The following is a 17,052-nucleotide window of genomic DNA, read 5'->3' on the forward strand; positions in this document are numbered from 1 at the left end:
GGCAAATTACACAAAAAAGATCCTCGGGATAAATAACGAAGTTATAGATCGATGTCTTGACGCCGTCGCAATCTCGCCGCAACACTCCTACGAGAGCGCTCTCCGGCCCGCGACGCCGCATCGGCGGCACCACCCACGGCGTCACGGGGCGAGCTGATCCCACCCGCGCGGCACCCCCGTCACCCCCTATCGACAGGCGATGTCATGACATCTCGCGCTACATCCGTACGCCCCCGTCCTCGGGTCGTGCGGCACCTGCTCGTCGGACTCACCGTCGCCCTGGTCGCGGCGCTCACGCCGACCGGAACCACGACACCCGCGCACGCCGCCCCCTCCCTGCTGTCCCAGGGCCGCACGGCAACCGCCTCGTCCACCGAGAACGCCGGAACGCCCGCCGCCGCCGCTGTCGACGGCAACACCGGCACCCGCTGGTCCAGCGCGTTCAACGACCCGCAGTGGCTCCAGGTCGACCTGGGCGCCCGCGCCACCATCACCCAGGTCAACCTGCTGTGGGAGGCCGCCCACGGCCGGGCCTTCCAGCTCCAGACCTCCGACAACGGGTCCACCTGGACCACGATCTACTCGACCACGACCAGCACCGGCGGCACCCAGAACCTCACCGTCTCCGGCGCCGGCCGCTACGTCCGCATGTACGGCACCGCCCGGGGCACCGGCTACGGCTACTCGCTCTGGGAGTTCCAGGTCTATGGCGAGACCGGCGGCGGCACCAACGAACCCCCGGTGACGCCCACCGACCCGTACAACCCCAACCTCGGGTCGAACACGTTCGTCTTCGACCCGAGCACGCCGACGTCGACCATCCAGAGCCGACTGAACACCCTCTTCACCCAGCAGGAGACCAACCAGTTCGGCCCGCAGCGCTACGCGGTGCTGTTCAAGCCCGGCACCTACACCGCCGACGTCAACCTCGGCTTCTTCACCCAGGTCGCCGGCCTCGGCATGAGCCCGGACGACGTCAACCTCAACGGCCACGTCCGCGCCGAGGCGTTCTGGATGGGCGGCAACGCCACCCAGAACTTCTGGCGGGCCGCCGAGAACCTCTCGGTCACCCTGCCCGCCGGGCAGACCGTGGAACGCTGGGCGGTGTCCCAGGCCGCGCCGTACCGGCGGATGCACCTGCGTGGCGCGCAGAACCAGATCCAGCTCTGGAACGGTGGCGACGGCTGGTCCAGCGGCGGCCTGCTGGCCGACACCCGCATCGACGGTCTGGTCGTCTCCGGCTCGCAGCAGCAGTGGTACTCCCGCAACAGCGAGTTCGGCAACGGCTGGACCGGCTCCGTGTGGAACATGGTCTTCCAGGGCGTCAACGGCGCCCCGGCACCGAGCTTCCCGAACCCCTCGCACACCGTCATTCCGCAGACCCCGCAGGTCCGGGAGAAGCCGTTCCTGTACGTGACCGGCAGCGGCGAGTACCGGGTCTTCGTGCCCGCGCTGCGCACCAACTCGACGGGCACCAGCTGGTACAACAAGACCCCGGCCGGCGCGTCCATCTCGCTGTCGCAGTTCTTCGTGGTCCAGCCCGGCACCAGCGCCGCCACCATCAACGCGGCTCTCGCCCAGGGCAAGCACCTGCTCTTCACCCCGGGCGTGCACCACGTCACCGAGCCGATCCAGGTCAACCGGGCCGACACTGTCGTCCTCGGCCTCGGCCTGGCCACCATCCAGGCCGACAACGGCGCGGTGGGGATGCGGGTGGCCGATGTGGACGGCGTCAAGGTGGCCGGCCTGATGTTCGAGGCCGGCACGACGAACTCGCCGGTGCTGATGGAGGTCGGGCCGTCCGGCTCGTCCGCGAGCCACGCCAGCAACCCGACCTCGCTGCACGACGTGTTCTTCCGCATCGGCGGGCCGCACGTCGGCAGGGCCACCAACACGTTGACCGTCAACAGCGACAACGTGATCGGCGACCACATGTGGCTGTGGCGGGCCGACCACGCCGCCAGCGGCGTACCGACCGGGTGGACGTTGAACACCGCCGACACCGGGCTCACCGTCAACGGCGACAACGTCACCATGTACGGCCTCTTCGTCGAGCACTACCAGAAGTACCAGACCATCTGGAACGGCAACGGCGGGCGGACGTACTTCTACCAGAACGAGCTGCCCTACGACGTGCCGAACCAGGCGGCCTGGATGAACGGGTCGACCCGGGGTTACGCCGCGTACAAGGTCGCCGATTCGGTGACCAGCCACCAGGCGTTCGGGCTGGGCAGCTACAGCTACTTCAACGTCAACCCCGCGGTGGTCGAGGAACGGTCCTTCGAGGTGCCCACCAACTCGAACGTGCGCTTCACGAACATGGTCACCGTCTCGCTCGGTGGCGTCGGCACCATCAATCGGGTGATCAACAACGCCGGTGGCACCGCGAACGCGGCCAACCAGACGGTGTACCTGACCACCTACCCCTGACCGGGGCGCCCGCGCCGGCCCGGTCCTCTGTGACCGGGTCGGCCGGGTAGCACCCAGGGCCGAGGCCGGCCCGGTCCCGCCGAGACCGGGCCGGCTGCGGTCATGCCGGCTGCGGTCGTGTCGATCAGCCGGCCAGCACCTCGGCCGCAGCCCGCTCACCGGCACGCACCGCGCCCTCCAGGTAGCCACTCCAGCGGGTGGCCGTCTCGGTGCCCGCCCAGTACACCCGCCCCACCGGCGTCCGCAGGTGCGGGCCGTACGTCCGCCACGTGCCCGGGGTGAGCGCACCGGAGAAGCAGCCCCGGGTCCACTCGTCGGCCGACCAGTCGTACTCGACGAGATCCACCGGGTCCTCGGCGCGCGGCCCGACCACGCTGGCGAACGCTTCCAGCAGGCAGTGCCGACGCTGGGCGGGGGACATGCCCCGCAGCGTGGCGGCATCGCTGGAGTAGCTGAACCCGGTCAGCACCCCGAGCGGTGAGGTCGGGGTGGAGTTGTCGACAGTCTCGGTGAGCGGGCCGGCGCTGCTGGTGGCCACCCCGGAGCGCCCGCCGGCACGCCAGAACGGCTCCGGGTAGACGGCGTGCACCTTCAGCGCCGAACCCATCGGCATGCGCTGGGTGAGCCCGTCACGCAGCGGGGGCAGCGGCGGGTCGTACCGGATCCGGCCGGCCAGCGCCGGGGCCAGCGCGACCACCACGGCGTCGCCGTCGACGCGCCCGGTGTCGGTCCACGCCGTCGCGCCGTCGACTGTCTGTTCGATGGCCCGCACCGGCGCGGCCAGCGTCAGCGCGCCCGGCGGCAGAGCGGTGGCCATCCGTTCGGCCAGCGCCGGCGGCCCGCCCACGATCCGGTCCTGCTGCGCGCCGCCGGCCATCCCCAGCAACGGTCCGGTCCCGCCGGCGCTGCGCAGGTAGAACAGCAGGTGCAACAGGGACAGCTCGTCCGCGCCGGTGGCCAGCAGTCCACCGGCGAGCAGTCGCCCGAGGTAGTCGGCGGTGTCGTCGTCCCCGGCCGTGGTGGCGAGCCACCCGCCGAGGGTCGTGCGGTCCCACAGTGCGGCCTCCGGCGTCGCCCAGGGCGCGGTCGGGTCCAGCCGTGCGGCGTACTCGTCGAGCAGGCCGAGCACCCGGCCCACCTGCGTCGGCGGCTCGGCCCGGGGCGCACCGGCCCAGAGCACTGTGGGCGGGCCGATCGACGCCGAGGCGAAGGTGGCCAGGCCGTGCTCGGTGACCAGCGCGTACATCCGGTCCTGGGTCGGGCCGATCCACTGCGCCCCGAGATCGAGTTGCGTGAGCTCGGGCAGCCACCGGGTCAGCACTCGACCGCCCACCCGGTCGCGGGCCTCCAGCACCCGCACCTGGGCGCCGGCGCGGCTCAGCGCCAGCGCGGCCGCGAGACCGGAGAAGCCGGCGCCGACCACGACCACCCGAAAGCCGTCGGTCACGGCGCGCTGCTTACCCGCAACCGCCGGGAGCATGACTCCCGGCGCTGACTGAACGGCTGATCACGCTGCGGCAGCGCAGGGTCGCGCCCTTGTCCCGCGTCCTTTGCTCTGCTTCAACCCACGCGACACTCGATCCCCTTCATCGTCGCGTCAGGTGAAGCAGAGCAAAGGACGCGTCGACACTGGGGCGGAGTCGTCCTTGAGATTTCTAACAGCAGCCTGTCGATCTGAGCGGCGGCCGATCGTGTGGAGGATGAGAGGCCGGCGAGAGGCCGGCCGCCCCCGCGAGGAGGAACCATGACGCTCTACCTGCTCAGCATTCAGCAGCCGCAGGGTGAGCTGCCGCCGGAGCCGGAGTTCCTGGCCGGTGTGATGCGTCAGCTCGGCGAGTTCCGCGACGAGTTGGCGTCCACCGGGTCGTGGGTCTTCGGGCAGGGACTGCACGGCCCGGAGACCGCCACGGTGCTGCGGCCCCGCGACGGCGAGGTCCTCGTCACCGACGGACCGTTCGTGGAGGGCAAGGAGTATCTGGGCGGCATCACCATCATCGACGTGCCGGACCTGGACGCCGCCCTCGACTGGGGTCGCCGCTACGCGTTGGCGACCACCCTGCCGATCGAGGTGCGCCCCTTCCACGGCGGGGCCGGCGACTGACCGTGCCCGACGTGGAGGCGGTGTTCCGCGCGGAGTACGGCCGCGCGGTCGCCGTCCTGGTCCGCCTCCTCGGCGACATCGACCTCGCCGAGGAGGCCGTCCAGGAGGCTTTCGCCGTCGCGGTGGAGCGCTGGCCGACCATCGGCTCGCCGCCCAGCCCGGCCGGTTGGATCATCACCACCGCCCGGAACCGGGCGATCGACCGGCTGCGCCGCGAGGCGTCCCGGGCCGAGCGGCAGGCCCAGGCGGCCCTGCTGTTCGCCGCCGACGAACCCGTCGAGGAGGGGCCTGTGCGCGACGACCAGCTACGGCTGATCTTCACCTGTTGTCATCCGGCGCTCGCCCCGGCCGCGCGGGTCGCGCTCACCCTGCGTCTGCTCGGCGGCCTGAGCACCGCCGAGATCGCTCGGGCCTTCCTGGTGCCCGAGCCGACGATGGCGCAGCGGCTGGTCCGCGCCAAGTCGAAGATCCGCAACGCGCGCATCCCGTACCGGGTGCCCCGCGACGCCGACCTGCCCGACCGGCTGCACGGCGTCCTCGCGGTGCTCTACCTGATCTTCAACGAGGGATACTCGGCCAGCGCCGGTCCGAACCTGATCCGCGTCGAGCTGTGCGTCGAGGCGATCCGGTTGACCAGGCTGCTGGTGGAGCTGATGCCGGACGAGCCGGAGGCGCTCGGCCTGCTCGCACTGATGCTGCTCACCGAGTCCCGTCGGGCGGCGCGGACCACCGCCGACGGCGACCTGGTGCCGCTGGCGGAGCAGGACCGGCGCCGGTGGGACACCACCCTGATCACCGAGGGGCAGGCGTTGGTTCGCCGCTGCCTGCGCCGCGACCGACCCGGGCCGTACCAGATCCAGGCCGCGATCGCCGCCGTGCACAGCGCCGCGCGACGCGCCGCCGACACCGACTGGGGCCAGATCCTTCAGCTGTACGACCAGCTGACGGCGGTCACACCCAGCCCGGTGGTGGCGCTGAACCGGGCGGTAGCGCTCGCCGAGGTGGCCGGACCGGCGGTGGCGCTGACCGAGGTGGACCGCCTCGACCTGGACGGCTTCCACGTGTATCACGTGGTCCGCGCCGACCTGCTGGCTCGACTCGGCCGGGGCGGGGAGGCCGTCGAGGCGTACCGGACAGCCGTCGCCCTGACGGACAACGCGGCCGAACGGGCCTTCCTCACCGCCCGCGCGGCGGCCCTGAGCGCGCGTTTGCCACCGGGGTAGGCCGGGAACGGAGGGAAGCCGTCAACTGATCCAAGCCCAGCGAACCCAGCTCCAGCGCCTGGCGATGGAATGCGCGCCGGTCGCCGGGGAACGACGAGCGGCCCGCCAGCCACGCGCGCTCACCCACCTTGTAGGCCAGCGCCTGTCCTGGTCGGCCCAGGTAACGCGCGAGCTCGGCGGATGCGTACGGCCCTTGATGGCAGCGGTCCTGCAACAACTTCAGCGCCGCGCCCGCCGTCCACACGGCTCCACCGCCAGACGGCATCGGCAGTCGCAGGTGCAGGCCGATGTCGAGCACGACCCGGGCTGCCCGCAGGAGCTGCATGTACAGGTACCCCAGTCGAGCACCGGGCTGTTCGTAGAGCCCGAGCTCGTCCATGAACCGCTCGGCGTACAGTGCCCAGCCCTCCTGGCTGCCGGAGAGGCCGCCGAGCAGGTTCAGCCGCTGCCCGAGGCCTCCCCGGCAGACCTCGGAGCCGAGGTGGAGGTGGTGGCCGGGAACGCCCTCGTGATAGGCGGTGCTGTAGGCGTACCAGGTGGGGAAGGCCGCTGCGTCCTCGGGGACGGACCACCAGACCCGGCCCGGCCGCGTCAGGTCCCGCGACGGCCCGATGTAGGCAATGCCGGACGACGTGGTCAACCGCGTCTCGACGCGCCGCAGCGGGGCGGGGATGTCGAAGTGCACGCCGTCCAGCCGCTCGATGGCGGCTTCCAACAGCTCCTGCAGCCACGCGGCGAACGACTCCCTGCTGTGCAGGGTGCCGGGTGCGTCGGGGCTGGCGAGTCGGGCAAGGACCTCTGGCACGCCCCCGCACAGGGCCTTCGCTTCCGCGATCAGCTCTGCCTCTGTCGCTCGAAACTCGTCCCAGCCCCAGTCGTACAGCTCGCGCAGGTCAGGCTGGGCCGCGAGGAAGGTACGCACCCAGAGTGCGTACCGCTGCCGACCGAACGCCTCCTCCTCGACGGCCTGTGGTGCCAGGTCCGCGGTGAGCATTCCAGCCAGTTTCTGGTACGCCTCTCGCGCATCCGTCGCCGCGGCCTGCAACGATGCCCGCTGACGCCCCTCGCCGTAGCGATCCACCAGGGCGACATCGTCGTCGATCCAGTTGCGGCAGCGCTGCGTGACGAGCTCCACTTGACGCCGTGCCGGCAGGTTGCCGCGCTCCGCGGCGAGCAAAAGGCTGCGGGCGTACCCGTCCAGGGCTGCGGGGATCGCGGCTAGGCGTGCGCCGACACGGGCCCAGCCCTCCTCGAAGGCCGCGCCCTCGGCGCCTCGGCCGGGAACCGCGGCCTCGACGGCCTGGCGGATGAGCTGGAGCGGACCAGTGGCCGCCGCGTGCAGTTCGCGTAGGTCCTCCCCGGCGTCGTGGAAGGCGATACGCGTATGCAGCCGTTCGGTGAGGTGGGCGTGCAGCGAGCCCGCCGCCGGCAGTGCGTCGCCCAAGCTCTCGAGCTCGCACAGGGCGCGGGCGGCGAGGTCGGCGCGGGCCTGGTGGCCCTCCGGGCTGTAGTCGGTAAGCCCGTCGACATCCTGCTCGCCAGCCTCGACGACCGCTGTGCAGGGGTCGAGGCTGGCCGTGTGGCACAGGAGCCGATCCGCGAAGTCCTTGAGCACGGGGCCCATGCTAGGGCCCTCACCGCCCGCGCGGCGGGCCTGGCGAGATCCCGAGCGCGTGTTTGTCCCGGTGCTGGGCCGGGAAACCGTGCCGCCCCGGCCCAGGGTCCACCCACGGCCGCAGGAGCGGATGGAGGCGGCCTTGGCCTACCGCGCGGCGATCGCCGACATCGTGCCCGACCTGTCCACCCTCACGCTCGGTGTGGAGGAGGAGTTCCTCCTGCTCGACCCGGACAGTGGCCGGAACCTGCCGGTGGCCGACCAGGTGCTCGCCGCGCTGCGCGGTCCCGCGCGGGACCAGAGCCGCCAGGAGTTCCGGCACAGCATGGTGGAGATGGTCACCCCGGTCTGCGCGGACCTCGCCGAACTGCGCACGCACCTGGTGGCGTTGCGCCGCTTCGCCGCCGAGGCCGCCACGGCGGCCGGGGCTCGACTGGTGGCGGTCGGCGCCACCCCGGTGGCCGAACCGCACCGGACGGTTCCCGACGAGCCGCGCTACCACGCGATGTCCCGGCGGTACGGGCCGGTGGCGCACGACCCGGCGGTGTGCGGCTGTCACGTGCACGTCGGGCTGCCCGACCGGGAGTTGGCCGTGCAGGTCTGCAACCACCTGCGGGTGTGGCTGCCGGTGGTGCAGGCGATCACCACCAACTCCCCGCTGCACGACGGGTACGACACCGGGCACGCCAGCTGGCGCTCGATGCAGTTGGAACGCTGGCCCAGCATCGGGCCGACGCCGTACTTCGACTCCACCGCCGACTACGACCGTACGGTCGACCAGCTGATCGCCGCCGGCATCATGCTCGACGCCGCGATGGTCTACTGGTACGCCCGCCCGTCGTCGACGTTTCCGACCGTGGAGGTGCGCGTCGGTGACGTCTGCACCGAGGTGGACGACGCGGTGCTGGTCGCCGCGCTGGTCCGGTCCCTCGTGGCCACCCTCGCCGACGACGTACGCGCCGGGGTGACCGCCCCGGACGTGCGGGACTGCCTGGTCGCGGCGGCGCACTGGCGGGCCGCCCACGACGGGCTCGACGGCGAGCTGATCGACCTGCGGGCCGGTGGCGCCCGGCCCGCCTGGGCGCTCGTCGACGAGCTGATGGCGGTGATCGCCCCGGCCCTGCTGCGCCACGGCGACCTCGGGTACGTGTTGGCGCAGCTCGCCCGGCTGCGCCGCGACGGCACCGGCGCGACCCGGCAGCGGCGGGTGTTGGAGCGCGCCGGGGACCTGCACGCGGTCCTCGACGACCTGATCGTCCGCACGGCCGCCGGCTGACACGCGCCGGGCCGGCGGCTCAACGAATGTCGTGGGTCTGGAGCCACAGCTCCAGCAGACCGAGCTGCCACAGCTTGTTGCTGCCGGCCGCCGCCTCCGCCCGGTCCGGTTCGGCGAGCAGATGTGCCACGTACTCCGGGCGGAAGAGTCCCCGCTCGCGCGCGGCCGGCGCCTGCAGCGCCTCGGCGACCAGCTCGCGTACCGGGCCGTCCACGTTGCGCAGCGCCGGCACCGGGAAGTAGCCCTTGGGCCGGTCGATCACCTCGGCGGGCAGCACCTCCCGGGCGACCTCCTTGAGCACGCCCTTGCCGCCCTGGGCGACCTTGTGCTCCGGCGGGCAGTGCGCGGCCAGGGTGACCAGGTCCTGGTCGAGGAAGGGTGTGCGCACCTCCAGGCCCCACGCCATGCTCATGCTGTCCACCCGCTTGACCGGGTCGTCGGGGAGCATCAGGTGGGTGTCCAGGCGCAACACGGCGTCCAGCGCGGTCTGCGCGCCGGGGGCGCTGAGGTGCTCGGTGAGCAGCTCCCGGCTGGCGTCCTGCTCCAGCGCGTACGCCGGGCCGACGATGCGGCGCAGCTCGTCGTGGCCGTGGTCGAAGAACGCGGCGGCGAACGTCTCGGCGGCGCCGTGCCGGGGCGCCCCGACAAGTGGCTGGTGGTAGCCGTAGCCGGCGAACACCTCGTCGGCGCCCTGCCCCGACTGGGCCACCTTCACGTGTTGCGCCACCTGCTCGGAGAGCAGGTGGAAGGCCACCACGTCGTGGCTGCCCATCGGCTCGGTCATCGCCAGCACGGCCCGTCGGAGGGCGGGTACCAGATCGTCGTCGGCCAGTCGGATCCGGTGGTGGTCGGTGTCGTACGCGCGGGCCACCAGGTCGGAGTAGTGGAACTCGTCGCCGGACTCGCCGTCGCGGCTGTCGAAGCCGATGCTGAACGTCCGCAGGTGTTGCTGGCCGGCCTCGGCGAGCAGCGCCACGATGAGGCTGGAGTCCAGTCCGCCGGAGAGCAGCACACCGACCGGCACGTCGGCGACCAGCCGTCGGCGTACCGACGCGCGCAGCGCGTCGCCGATCGCGGCCCGCCAGTCGGCGGCGTCCATCCCCGTGTCGGCGGGCTCCCGCACGTAGTCGGGTCGCCAGTAGACCTCCTCGCGGCTGCGCCCGTCCGCCTCGATCACCCGCAGGGTGGCCGGCGGCAGCTTGCGCACACCGCGCAGCACGGTGCGGGGCGCGGGCACGATGGAGTGCCAGGACAGGTAGTGGTGCAGCGCCACCGGGTCGATGCCGGTGTCGACGTCGCCGGCCCGCAGCAGCGCGGGTAGGGTGGAGGCGAACCGCAGCCGTCCCGGTGTCTCGGCGAGGTAGAGCGGTTTGATGCCGAGCCGGTCGCGGGCCAGGACCAGCCGCCGCCGGGCCCGGTCGACCAGCCCGATCGCGAACATGCCGACCAGGTGGTCGACGAAACGTTCACCCCAGTGGGCGTACGCCACCAGGATCACCTCGGTGTCGCTTGTGGAGTGGAAGGCGTACCCGGCGTTCCGCAGCTCCTCGCGCAGCTGCGGGTAGTTGTAGATGCAACCGTTGAAGACCAGCGCCAGGCCCAGGTCGTCGCGGACCATCGGCTGCCCGCCCGCGTCGGACAGGTCGATGATGGTCAGCCGGCGGTGCCCGAGGGTCACCCAGCGGTCGGCGAACAGTCCCTCGTCGTCCGGGCCGCGTGAGCGCATCGCCTCGGTCATCCGGGTGACCGCCGCCGAGTCGGGCGAGCGGCCGTCGAATCGCGCCTCCCCGCTGATCCCGCACATCAGCCGGGCCTCCCGTCACCTCGCCCCGACCGGTGTCGGCCGGTCCCGCCGACCGGACGGGGCCGCTGGCTACCCGTGGGCGCCGGGGGCAAACCCGTCAGCCGCGCAGGGTGCGCAGGATGCGGGCCAGCTCGGCGCGGTCGGTGTCGTCGAGGTGGCCGAAGAAGCGGTCGGCCTCGGCCCGGCGCGCGGCCCGGATGGCGGTGCTGACGCGGTCGCCCTCCTCGGTGAGCGCGACCAGGGTCGCCCGACGGTCGGCCGGGTCGGGTCGGCGCTCGACCAGCCCCCGGGTCTGGAGGTCGTCGACGACCTCGGTCGCCGAGCGGGGCGCGATGCGCAGATGCTCGGCGAGGGTGCCGGGGCGTACCTCGCCGTGCCGGGCCAACACGCCGAGGGCCCGGGACTGGCTGGGGGTGACATCCCAGGGCGCCAGTGAGTCCCGGGTCTGCCGGCGCAGACGGGACGCTACCGCCCAGAACGTCTCCGCCAGGCTCTCGTCGTCCGCGCTGTCGACGGTGTGCTCGGTCACCGGAATACGGTAGCAGGAGATGTGGTTGCTACCTCATGATGAGGTAACCTCAGCAATATTGTCGACGAAAGGTAGTGCCCCCTTGGAACCCACCCCCATGGGCCGCGACCGCGGCCACCGCACCCTCAGCGCCGAAGAGAAGACGCAGGCCAGGCACGTGTCGCTGCGCCGCATCGGTCGCCTCTTCAACCCCCATCGGCCCGCGCTGGCCGCCGTCACCGCGATCATCGTGGTCTCCTCGATCATCGCGATGGCCAGCCCGTTCCTGCTGCGGGCCGTCATCGACCGGGCCCTGCCGCAGGGCGACGTGACGCTGCTGGTCTGGCTGGTCCTCGGCATGGTCGCCGTCGCGGCCGTGACCTCCGCCCTCGGCGTCGTACAGACCTGGATCTCCACCCAGGTCGGCCAACGGGTCATGCACCGGCTGCGGACCGACGTCTTCAGCCACCTCCAGCGCCAGTCGCTCGGCTTCTTCACCCGCACCCGCACCGGCGAGGTGCAGTCCCGGATCACCAACGACATCGGTGGCATGCAGTCGGTGGTGACCTCCACCGCCACCGCCGTCGCCGCCAACCTCACCACAGTGGTCGCCACAGTGGTCGCCATGGTCGCGCTCTCCTGGCAGCTCTCCCTGGTCTCGCTCGTGGTGCTGCCGCCGGCCATCTGGCTGACCCGTCGGGTCGCCCGGATGCGCCGCGAGATCACCAACCAGCGGCAACGCGAACTCGCCGACCTCAACGTCACGGTCGAGGAAGGGCTCTCGATCAGCGGCGTACAGCTGGCCAAGACCCTCGGCACCGGCCCCGCGCTGATCGACAGGTTCACCGCCTCCTCGGCCCGCCTGGTCGACCTGGAGCTGCGCAGTGAGCTGGCCGGCCGCTGGCGGATGGCCTCGATGAGCATCATCTTCGCCGCCGTACCGGCGGTCATCTACCTCGCCGCCGGGCTGCCCGGCACCGCCGGCACGCTGAGCATCGGCACCCTGGTCGCCTTCACGGCCCTGCAGGGCGGCCTCTTCCGGCCGCTGATGGGGCTGCTCAACGTGGGTGTCTCGCTCACCGCGTCGCTGGCGCTCTTCGCCCGGATCTTCGAATACCTGGACCTGCCGGTCGACGTGGCCGACCCCACCGAGCCGGTGCGCCTCGACCCGGCCCGGGTGCGCGGGCACCTGCGCCTGGAGGACGTCACCTTCGGCTACCCGGGCAGCGACACCGCCGCCCTCGCCGGGGTCACCCTCGACGTACCCGCCGGCACCAGCCTCGCCCTGGTCGGCGAGACCGGCTCCGGCAAGAGCACCCTCGCCGGGCTGGTCAGCCGGCTGCACGACCCGAGCGCCGGCCGGATCACCATCGACGGCGTCGACCTGCGCGACCTACGCCTGGCCGACCTGGCCGCGATCGTCGGCGTGGTCAGCCAGGAGACGTACCTGCTGCACACCACCGTTCGGGAGAACCTGCGCTACGCCCGGCCGGAGGCCACCGACACCGAGATCGAGGACGCCGCCCGCGCCGCACAGATCCACGACCTCATCGCCGGGCTGCCCGATGGGTACGCCACAGTGGTCGGCTCGCGCGGCCACCGTTTCTCCGGCGGTGAGAAGCAGCGTCTCGCGATCGCCCGGACGCTGCTGCGCGACCCCCGCATCCTGGTCCTCGACGAGGCCACCAGCGCGCTGGACACCGAAACCGAACGCGCCGTGCAGCGGGCCTTCGACGTGCTCGCCCAGGGGCGCACCACGATCACCATCGCGCACCGACTCTCCACGGTCCGCGACGCCGACCAGATCGCGGTGCTCGACCACGGTCGGATCGTCGAGGCCGGCACCCACGACAGCCTGCTGGACCGCAACGGCCGCTACGCCACGCTGGCGGCCTGAACACCGGCTCGCACCGCCTCCAACCGACGGTCGGCGGTCAGACGTCGCGCCGGGTCACCAGAATCCACGCGGTCGCCACCGACCCGGCCGCCCACGCCGCGAGGACCACCAGACCGACGCCCGGGCTGAGCGCGGTGGCCGGGTCCGCCGGCATGTCCAGCAGGCTCAACGCCGCCTCGTGGGGCAGCAGCCGGACGGCCTCCGGCCAGAGACCGCCCAGGGTGGTCGAGATCAGGATCGGCAAGGCAGAGAGGACAGCGATCGGGGTGACCACCATGCGAGCGGTGAACGCGAGTCCGTACCCGATCAACGCCAGCAGCAGGTACGCCACCAGGTAGCGGCCGAGGTCGCCGAGCGCGGTCCGCAGCGCCAGGCTCGGAAGCACCACAAGAACCGCCGCGACCAGGCTCGCCGCCAGGGTGGCCAGCAACTTGGCGGTGAGGAAGCGGCCGCGGCCGGGCACAGCGGCGAGACTCAGGCGCAACTGCCCACCCCGGTACTCGGTGCCGGCTGCGAAGACCGCGATCGCCAGGAACGCGTAGACCGGCGCCAGCATCAGGGCGCCGATCTGGGCGACGCTTGTCGGGCCGCTGTCACCGGCGAGGCGGACCACGTCGGTGGCCGCGATGAAGCCGAGCGCGGCGTTGGCGGCCACCGCGACGGCTAGGGCGATCCACGTCGCCGGCAGACTACGGATCTTGGTCAGCTCCGCGGCCACGAGATCGGCCATCCGGATCGCCGGCCGGACGGTCTCCGCGGCGGTCATCGGGCGTCCCGGCGGCTGAGGAGCAGCCCGGCGGCCAGGGTGGACAGCAGTGCCCAGGCCACCAGGACGACGGCGGCGTATCCCGCGCTCGACGAGAGGTCAGCGTCAGCGGGGTCGAGCAGCAGGTTGCGCCCGGCGCTGACCGGCAGCAGGGCGTCCACCACCGGAACCGTCCGTGCCAGCACCTGCGTCATCGCCAGCGCCATCAGCAGAAGCGACAGCACGATGCCGATCAGGGTGCTGCGCGTCAGGGTGGTGATCGCAAAGCTGACGAGCGAGACGAGCACCGCGAGGGCGAGCAGCTCGCCGTGCTCGGCGAGAGTGTTCCTGCCGAGCAGCAGACCGGGATTCCAGTCCTTGACGGCCAGGAACAGGTAGGCGTTGCTGATCAGCTCGACCAGGATCGCGACCCCCGCCGTGAACACGACAAGCGCGATCGTCTTCGCGACAGTCAGCAGGCCCCGCCGCGGCACCGCTAGGACGGACTGGGCCAACTGCCCGTCCCGGAATTCCTGGCCGGCGATCACCGCCGCGATGATCGGCAGGAACATCACCACGATCTGCAGCGAGAAGGAGAGGAGCAGGTCGATCAGCGCCTCCCCGGCTGGCCGGCGTTCACCGGCGAAGATCTCGATCAGCCCGTCCGGCGTGATGCCCTCGACGGCGGTCGTGGTGTCGCGCATGTTCGCTAGGCCGATCAGTAGGTGCAGCGCGATGACGGCGGCGGTAATCAGCCAGACGATCCGTGATGATCTGATCTTGGAGAGTTCCGCCCCGGTGGCGGCTAACAGCACGCTCATTCCCACACCTGCTTCTGCCCGCCGGTGAGGGCGAAGAACGCGGCCTCCAGGGACGCGTGGCCCGCGGTGATCTCCGGTAGCGAGCCGTCCGCGACGATCCGGCCGTTCGCGATCACCACCACGTCGTCGGCGGTGTCGGCCATCTCGGTCATCAGGTGGCTGGAGAGCAGCACGGTCCGGCCCTGAGTGGCGTAGTCGCGCAGGAAGGTGCGGATCCAGCGGATGCCGTCCGGGTCCAGGCCGTTCACCGGTTCGTCGAGGATCAGCACGTCAGGGTCGCCGAGCAGTGCGGCGGCGATGCCAAGGCGCTGCCGCATACCCAGCGAGTACCTGCTCACCCGCTGCTTGGCGGCATCGGTGAGACCGACCGCGTCGAGGACCTCCCCGACCCGGGAGCGGGGGATCCGGTTGGACCGGGCGATCCAGCTCAGGTGGTCGACGCCACGGCGGTCCGGGACCGGCCCGGCGCCGTCGATCAGCGCCCCGACCGTCCGCAGCGGGTAGCGCAGATCCCGGTATCGTCTGCCGTCGATCAGCGCGGTGCCGGACGTCGCGTGGTCCAGGCCCAGCAACACTCGCAGTGAGGTGGACTTGCCGGCGCCGTTGGGCCCGAGGAACCCGGTGACCTTGCCGGGCCGCACCGAGAAAGTGACCTCGGCGACGGCGGCCTTCTTCCCGTACCGCTTGGTCACGCTGTTGAACTCGATCACGACGAAAGCATGCGACGCCGCGGCTGTCGCCCGCGTCACCCGGAAGTAGACACCTACCGCGGGTCGCGCAGGAGGCCCGCCTCGTAGGCGAGCACCGCCAGGTGGGTCCGGTCGTTGACGCCCAACTTGGCGAACATCCGCCGCAGGTAGGTCCGCACCGTCTCCAGGCTCAGGAACAGCTCGTCGGCGATCTGCTGATTGGAGTAGCCGCGCGCCACGAAACGGACCACCTGCAGCTCACGTTCGGAGAGCACCCGACCAGCGAAGGCGTGGGCGCGTTCCGGCGGTGGCGGGGCCAGTCGTTGCAGCAGCCGCCCGGTCACCTCCGGCGCGAGCATGGCGTGTCCGGCGTGCACCGTACGCACCGCGTGCAGCACCTCCTGCGGCGCCGCGTTCTTCAGCAGGAATCCGGAGGCGCCCAGCGACAGCGCCGTGTGCACGTACTCGTCCAGGTCGAAGGTGGTCAGCATGATCACCTTCGTGGACGTGGAGGCCAGGACGTCCCGTGCCACCTCAAGACCGTCCATTCCCGGCATCTGCACGTCGAGCAGCGCCACGGCCGGCCGCCGGGCCGCGATCAGCCGGGCCGCCTCGGCGCCGTCGGCGGCCTCCCCGGCGACCCGGAAGCCGTCGGTACGCTCGAACAGCCGCCGGTACGCCTGCCGGAACCCCGCGTCGTCGTCGACGAGGAAGACGGTGACCTCGGCCGTCATCGTCGCACCGCCACCGGCAGTCGGGCAGTGACCTCGAAGCCGCCGCCCGGCGGCCGCCGCCAGGAAACGGTCCCACCCGCCAGCGCCGCCCGCTCACGCATGCCCTGCAGCCCGAGCCCGGAACCGGTGCCCGCGCCGGGGACCGACGAGCCGTGGTCGCGGACCCACACCTGGATCTCCTCGTCGGCCTGGCTGACCCGGACCGAGCATCGGGCGCCGGGGGCATGACGGATCACGTTGTTCAGGGCCTCCTGGACGATGCGGAACACCACCAACCCGGTGCCGTCGCCCGCGTCCGGCACAAGGTCGAGGTGGGCGTCGACGGTGAGCCCGGCCGCGCGGGCGTCGTTGATCACCGGCGAGAGTTCGGCGATGCTCGGGACGCGACCGGCCGGCCCGGGCCCGCCCTGGGCGGGCGCGGAATTGCGCAGGCTCCGCACCAGGGCCTGGATCTCGTGCAGTGCCTGACGGGCGTGGTCCTCAATGTCGCCAAGCGTGCCGCGCAGTTCCCGATCGTCGGCGTCGGGCAGGCTGCGGACGACACCGGCCTGCGCGGAGATCACCCCGAGGGCATGGCCGACCACGTCGTGCACCTCCCGTGCCACGTCCAGCTGCACCCGGGCGCGCTCGGCCTCCCTCGCGAACTCCATCTCCCGGCCAACCGCCGTGCCGAGCAGCCAGGCGGCGGTCAGCGCGGCGGCGGCGAGCACCACCCGGCTGCCGGGCTGGTCCGGACTGCCGCTGTCCACTCCGGTGACCGCCAGCATCAGGGCGAACAGGCAGACCAGCATGACGGCGCTGGTGGGGACTCGCGCGAACCGCTTGCGCGCCAGGGCGTAGAGGCACCAGGCGGTGGCGAGCATCGGATCTTCGCAGACGCCGAGCAGGCCGGCGGCGAGGGTAGCCGCCGCCGCGGCCACGGTTGCCGCCGCGGGGAGCCGATGCCGGAGTATCACTGCCGCAGCGGTGACCACTGCCAGTGCGGCACCAATTGCGACTCGCGGCCAACTGCCGGCCGCCAACAGCGAGGGCAGCCAGAACACCGCGATCACCACAAGGGCTGCCACACCGTCGGCCAGCGGCCATCGCCGCCCCGCTCGGCCGGTCGGGGAGCGCCGCTGCACCACCACACCGTACTCGGCGGGCAGCTTCTTCACCGCGGGCGACGGCATCCGGACGGCCGGGCAGCTTGAGTTCACAACCGTCTCG

General features: G+C 72.0%; 14 protein-coding genes. 5 read left to right on the top strand and 9 right to left on the bottom strand.

Features of this window, described 5'->3' with window-relative positions; all coding sequences use genetic code 11:
• The first annotated feature begins 204 nt into the window (after nucleotides 1-204).
• Entirely contained in the window at nucleotides 205-2,430 is a 2,226-nt protein-coding gene (locus tag ACLQ3B_RS13735) for a discoidin domain-containing protein (protein WP_425780713.1), read from the top strand.
• 124 nt (nucleotides 2,431-2,554) lie between these two features.
• Here the strand turns inward: ACLQ3B_RS13735 and ACLQ3B_RS13740 are convergent, their stop codons facing one another.
• Complete coding sequence (locus ACLQ3B_RS13740) at nucleotides 2,555-3,877, bottom strand: flavin monoamine oxidase family protein (RefSeq protein WP_425780715.1); 1,323 nt, start codon at nucleotides 3,875-3,877, stop codon at nucleotides 2,555-2,557.
• A gap of 297 nt (nucleotides 3,878-4,174) precedes the next feature.
• On the opposite strand from ACLQ3B_RS13740, the gene ACLQ3B_RS13745 reads away from it, so the two are divergent.
• Entirely contained in the window at nucleotides 4,175-4,531 is a 357-nt protein-coding gene (locus ACLQ3B_RS13745; RefSeq protein ID WP_425780717.1) for a YciI family protein, read from the top strand.
• 2 nt (nucleotides 4,532-4,533) lie between these two features.
• On the top strand, nucleotides 4,534-5,754 hold the full coding sequence (locus tag ACLQ3B_RS13750; RefSeq protein ID WP_425780719.1) for an RNA polymerase sigma factor: 1,221 nt from the start codon (nucleotides 4,534-4,536) through the stop codon (nucleotides 5,752-5,754).
• Here ACLQ3B_RS13750 and ACLQ3B_RS13755 read toward each other — a convergent pair.
• Nucleotides 5,708-7,369, bottom strand: a complete 1,662-nt coding sequence (locus ACLQ3B_RS13755; protein ID WP_425780721.1) for a DUF885 domain-containing protein — start codon at nucleotides 7,367-7,369, stop codon at nucleotides 5,708-5,710. The genes ACLQ3B_RS13750 and ACLQ3B_RS13755 overlap by 47 nt on opposite strands.
• A 142-nt stretch (nucleotides 7,370-7,511) precedes the next feature.
• Between ACLQ3B_RS13755 and ACLQ3B_RS13760 the strand changes: the two genes are divergently transcribed.
• A complete protein-coding gene (locus ACLQ3B_RS13760; protein ID WP_425780908.1) occupies nucleotides 7,512-8,645 on the top strand; it encodes a carboxylate-amine ligase in 1,134 nt (377 codons plus the stop codon).
• 19 nt (nucleotides 8,646-8,664) lie between these two features.
• Here ACLQ3B_RS13760 and ACLQ3B_RS13765 read toward each other — a convergent pair whose 3' ends face one another.
• Both ACLQ3B_RS13765 and ACLQ3B_RS13770 read right to left on the bottom strand, forming a co-directional pair.
• A complete protein-coding gene (locus tag ACLQ3B_RS13765) occupies nucleotides 8,665-10,449 on the bottom strand; it encodes an N-acetylglutaminylglutamine amidotransferase (RefSeq protein WP_425780723.1) in 1,785 nt (594 codons plus the stop codon).
• 97 nt (nucleotides 10,450-10,546) lie between these two features.
• Nucleotides 10,547-10,978, bottom strand: coding sequence for a MarR family winged helix-turn-helix transcriptional regulator (locus tag ACLQ3B_RS13770; protein WP_425780725.1), 432 nt, complete (start codon nucleotides 10,976-10,978; stop codon nucleotides 10,547-10,549).
• Between the two features lie 97 nt (nucleotides 10,979-11,075).
• Between ACLQ3B_RS13770 and ACLQ3B_RS13775 the strand changes: the two genes are divergently transcribed.
• Nucleotides 11,076-12,854 carry an ABC transporter ATP-binding protein gene (locus ACLQ3B_RS13775; protein WP_425780910.1) on the top strand — a complete coding sequence of 593 codons (1,779 nt, stop codon included), beginning with the start codon at nucleotides 11,076-11,078 and terminating at the stop codon, nucleotides 12,852-12,854.
• Between the two features lie 37 nt (nucleotides 12,855-12,891).
• On the opposite strand, the gene ACLQ3B_RS13780 is transcribed toward ACLQ3B_RS13775, so the two are convergent.
• From ACLQ3B_RS13780 to ACLQ3B_RS13800, 5 genes are read right to left on the bottom strand one after another with little or no spacing between them, the layout of a single operon-like run.
• The gene (locus ACLQ3B_RS13780) at nucleotides 12,892-13,620 is read right to left on the bottom strand and encodes a hypothetical protein (RefSeq protein ID WP_425780727.1); all 729 of its coding nucleotides are present in this window, start codon (nucleotides 13,618-13,620) and stop codon (nucleotides 12,892-12,894) included.
• Nucleotides 13,617-14,420: an ABC transporter permease gene (locus ACLQ3B_RS13785; RefSeq protein WP_425780729.1), complete on the bottom strand. Its 804-nt coding sequence runs from the start codon at nucleotides 14,418-14,420 to the stop codon at nucleotides 13,617-13,619. Before ACLQ3B_RS13785 ends, ACLQ3B_RS13780 begins: the two co-directional genes overlap by 4 nt.
• The gene (locus ACLQ3B_RS13790) at nucleotides 14,417-15,130 is read right to left on the bottom strand and encodes an ABC transporter ATP-binding protein (RefSeq protein WP_425780731.1); all 714 of its coding nucleotides are present in this window, start codon (nucleotides 15,128-15,130) and stop codon (nucleotides 14,417-14,419) included. Before ACLQ3B_RS13790 ends, ACLQ3B_RS13785 begins: the two co-directional genes overlap by 4 nt.
• A 53-nt stretch (nucleotides 15,131-15,183) precedes the next feature.
• Complete coding sequence (locus ACLQ3B_RS13795) at nucleotides 15,184-15,843, bottom strand: response regulator (protein WP_425780733.1); 660 nt, start codon at nucleotides 15,841-15,843, stop codon at nucleotides 15,184-15,186.
• Nucleotides 15,840-17,015: a sensor histidine kinase gene (locus ACLQ3B_RS13800; RefSeq protein ID WP_425780735.1), complete on the bottom strand. Its 1,176-nt coding sequence runs from the start codon at nucleotides 17,013-17,015 to the stop codon at nucleotides 15,840-15,842. The genes ACLQ3B_RS13795 and ACLQ3B_RS13800 overlap by 4 nt, the downstream gene beginning before the upstream one ends.
• Nucleotides 17,016-17,052: the final 37 nt, after the last annotated feature.

This window comes from Micromonospora sp. DT53 (assembly GCF_049841535.1).
Lineage (GTDB): Bacteria > Actinomycetota > Actinomycetes > Mycobacteriales > Micromonosporaceae > Micromonospora.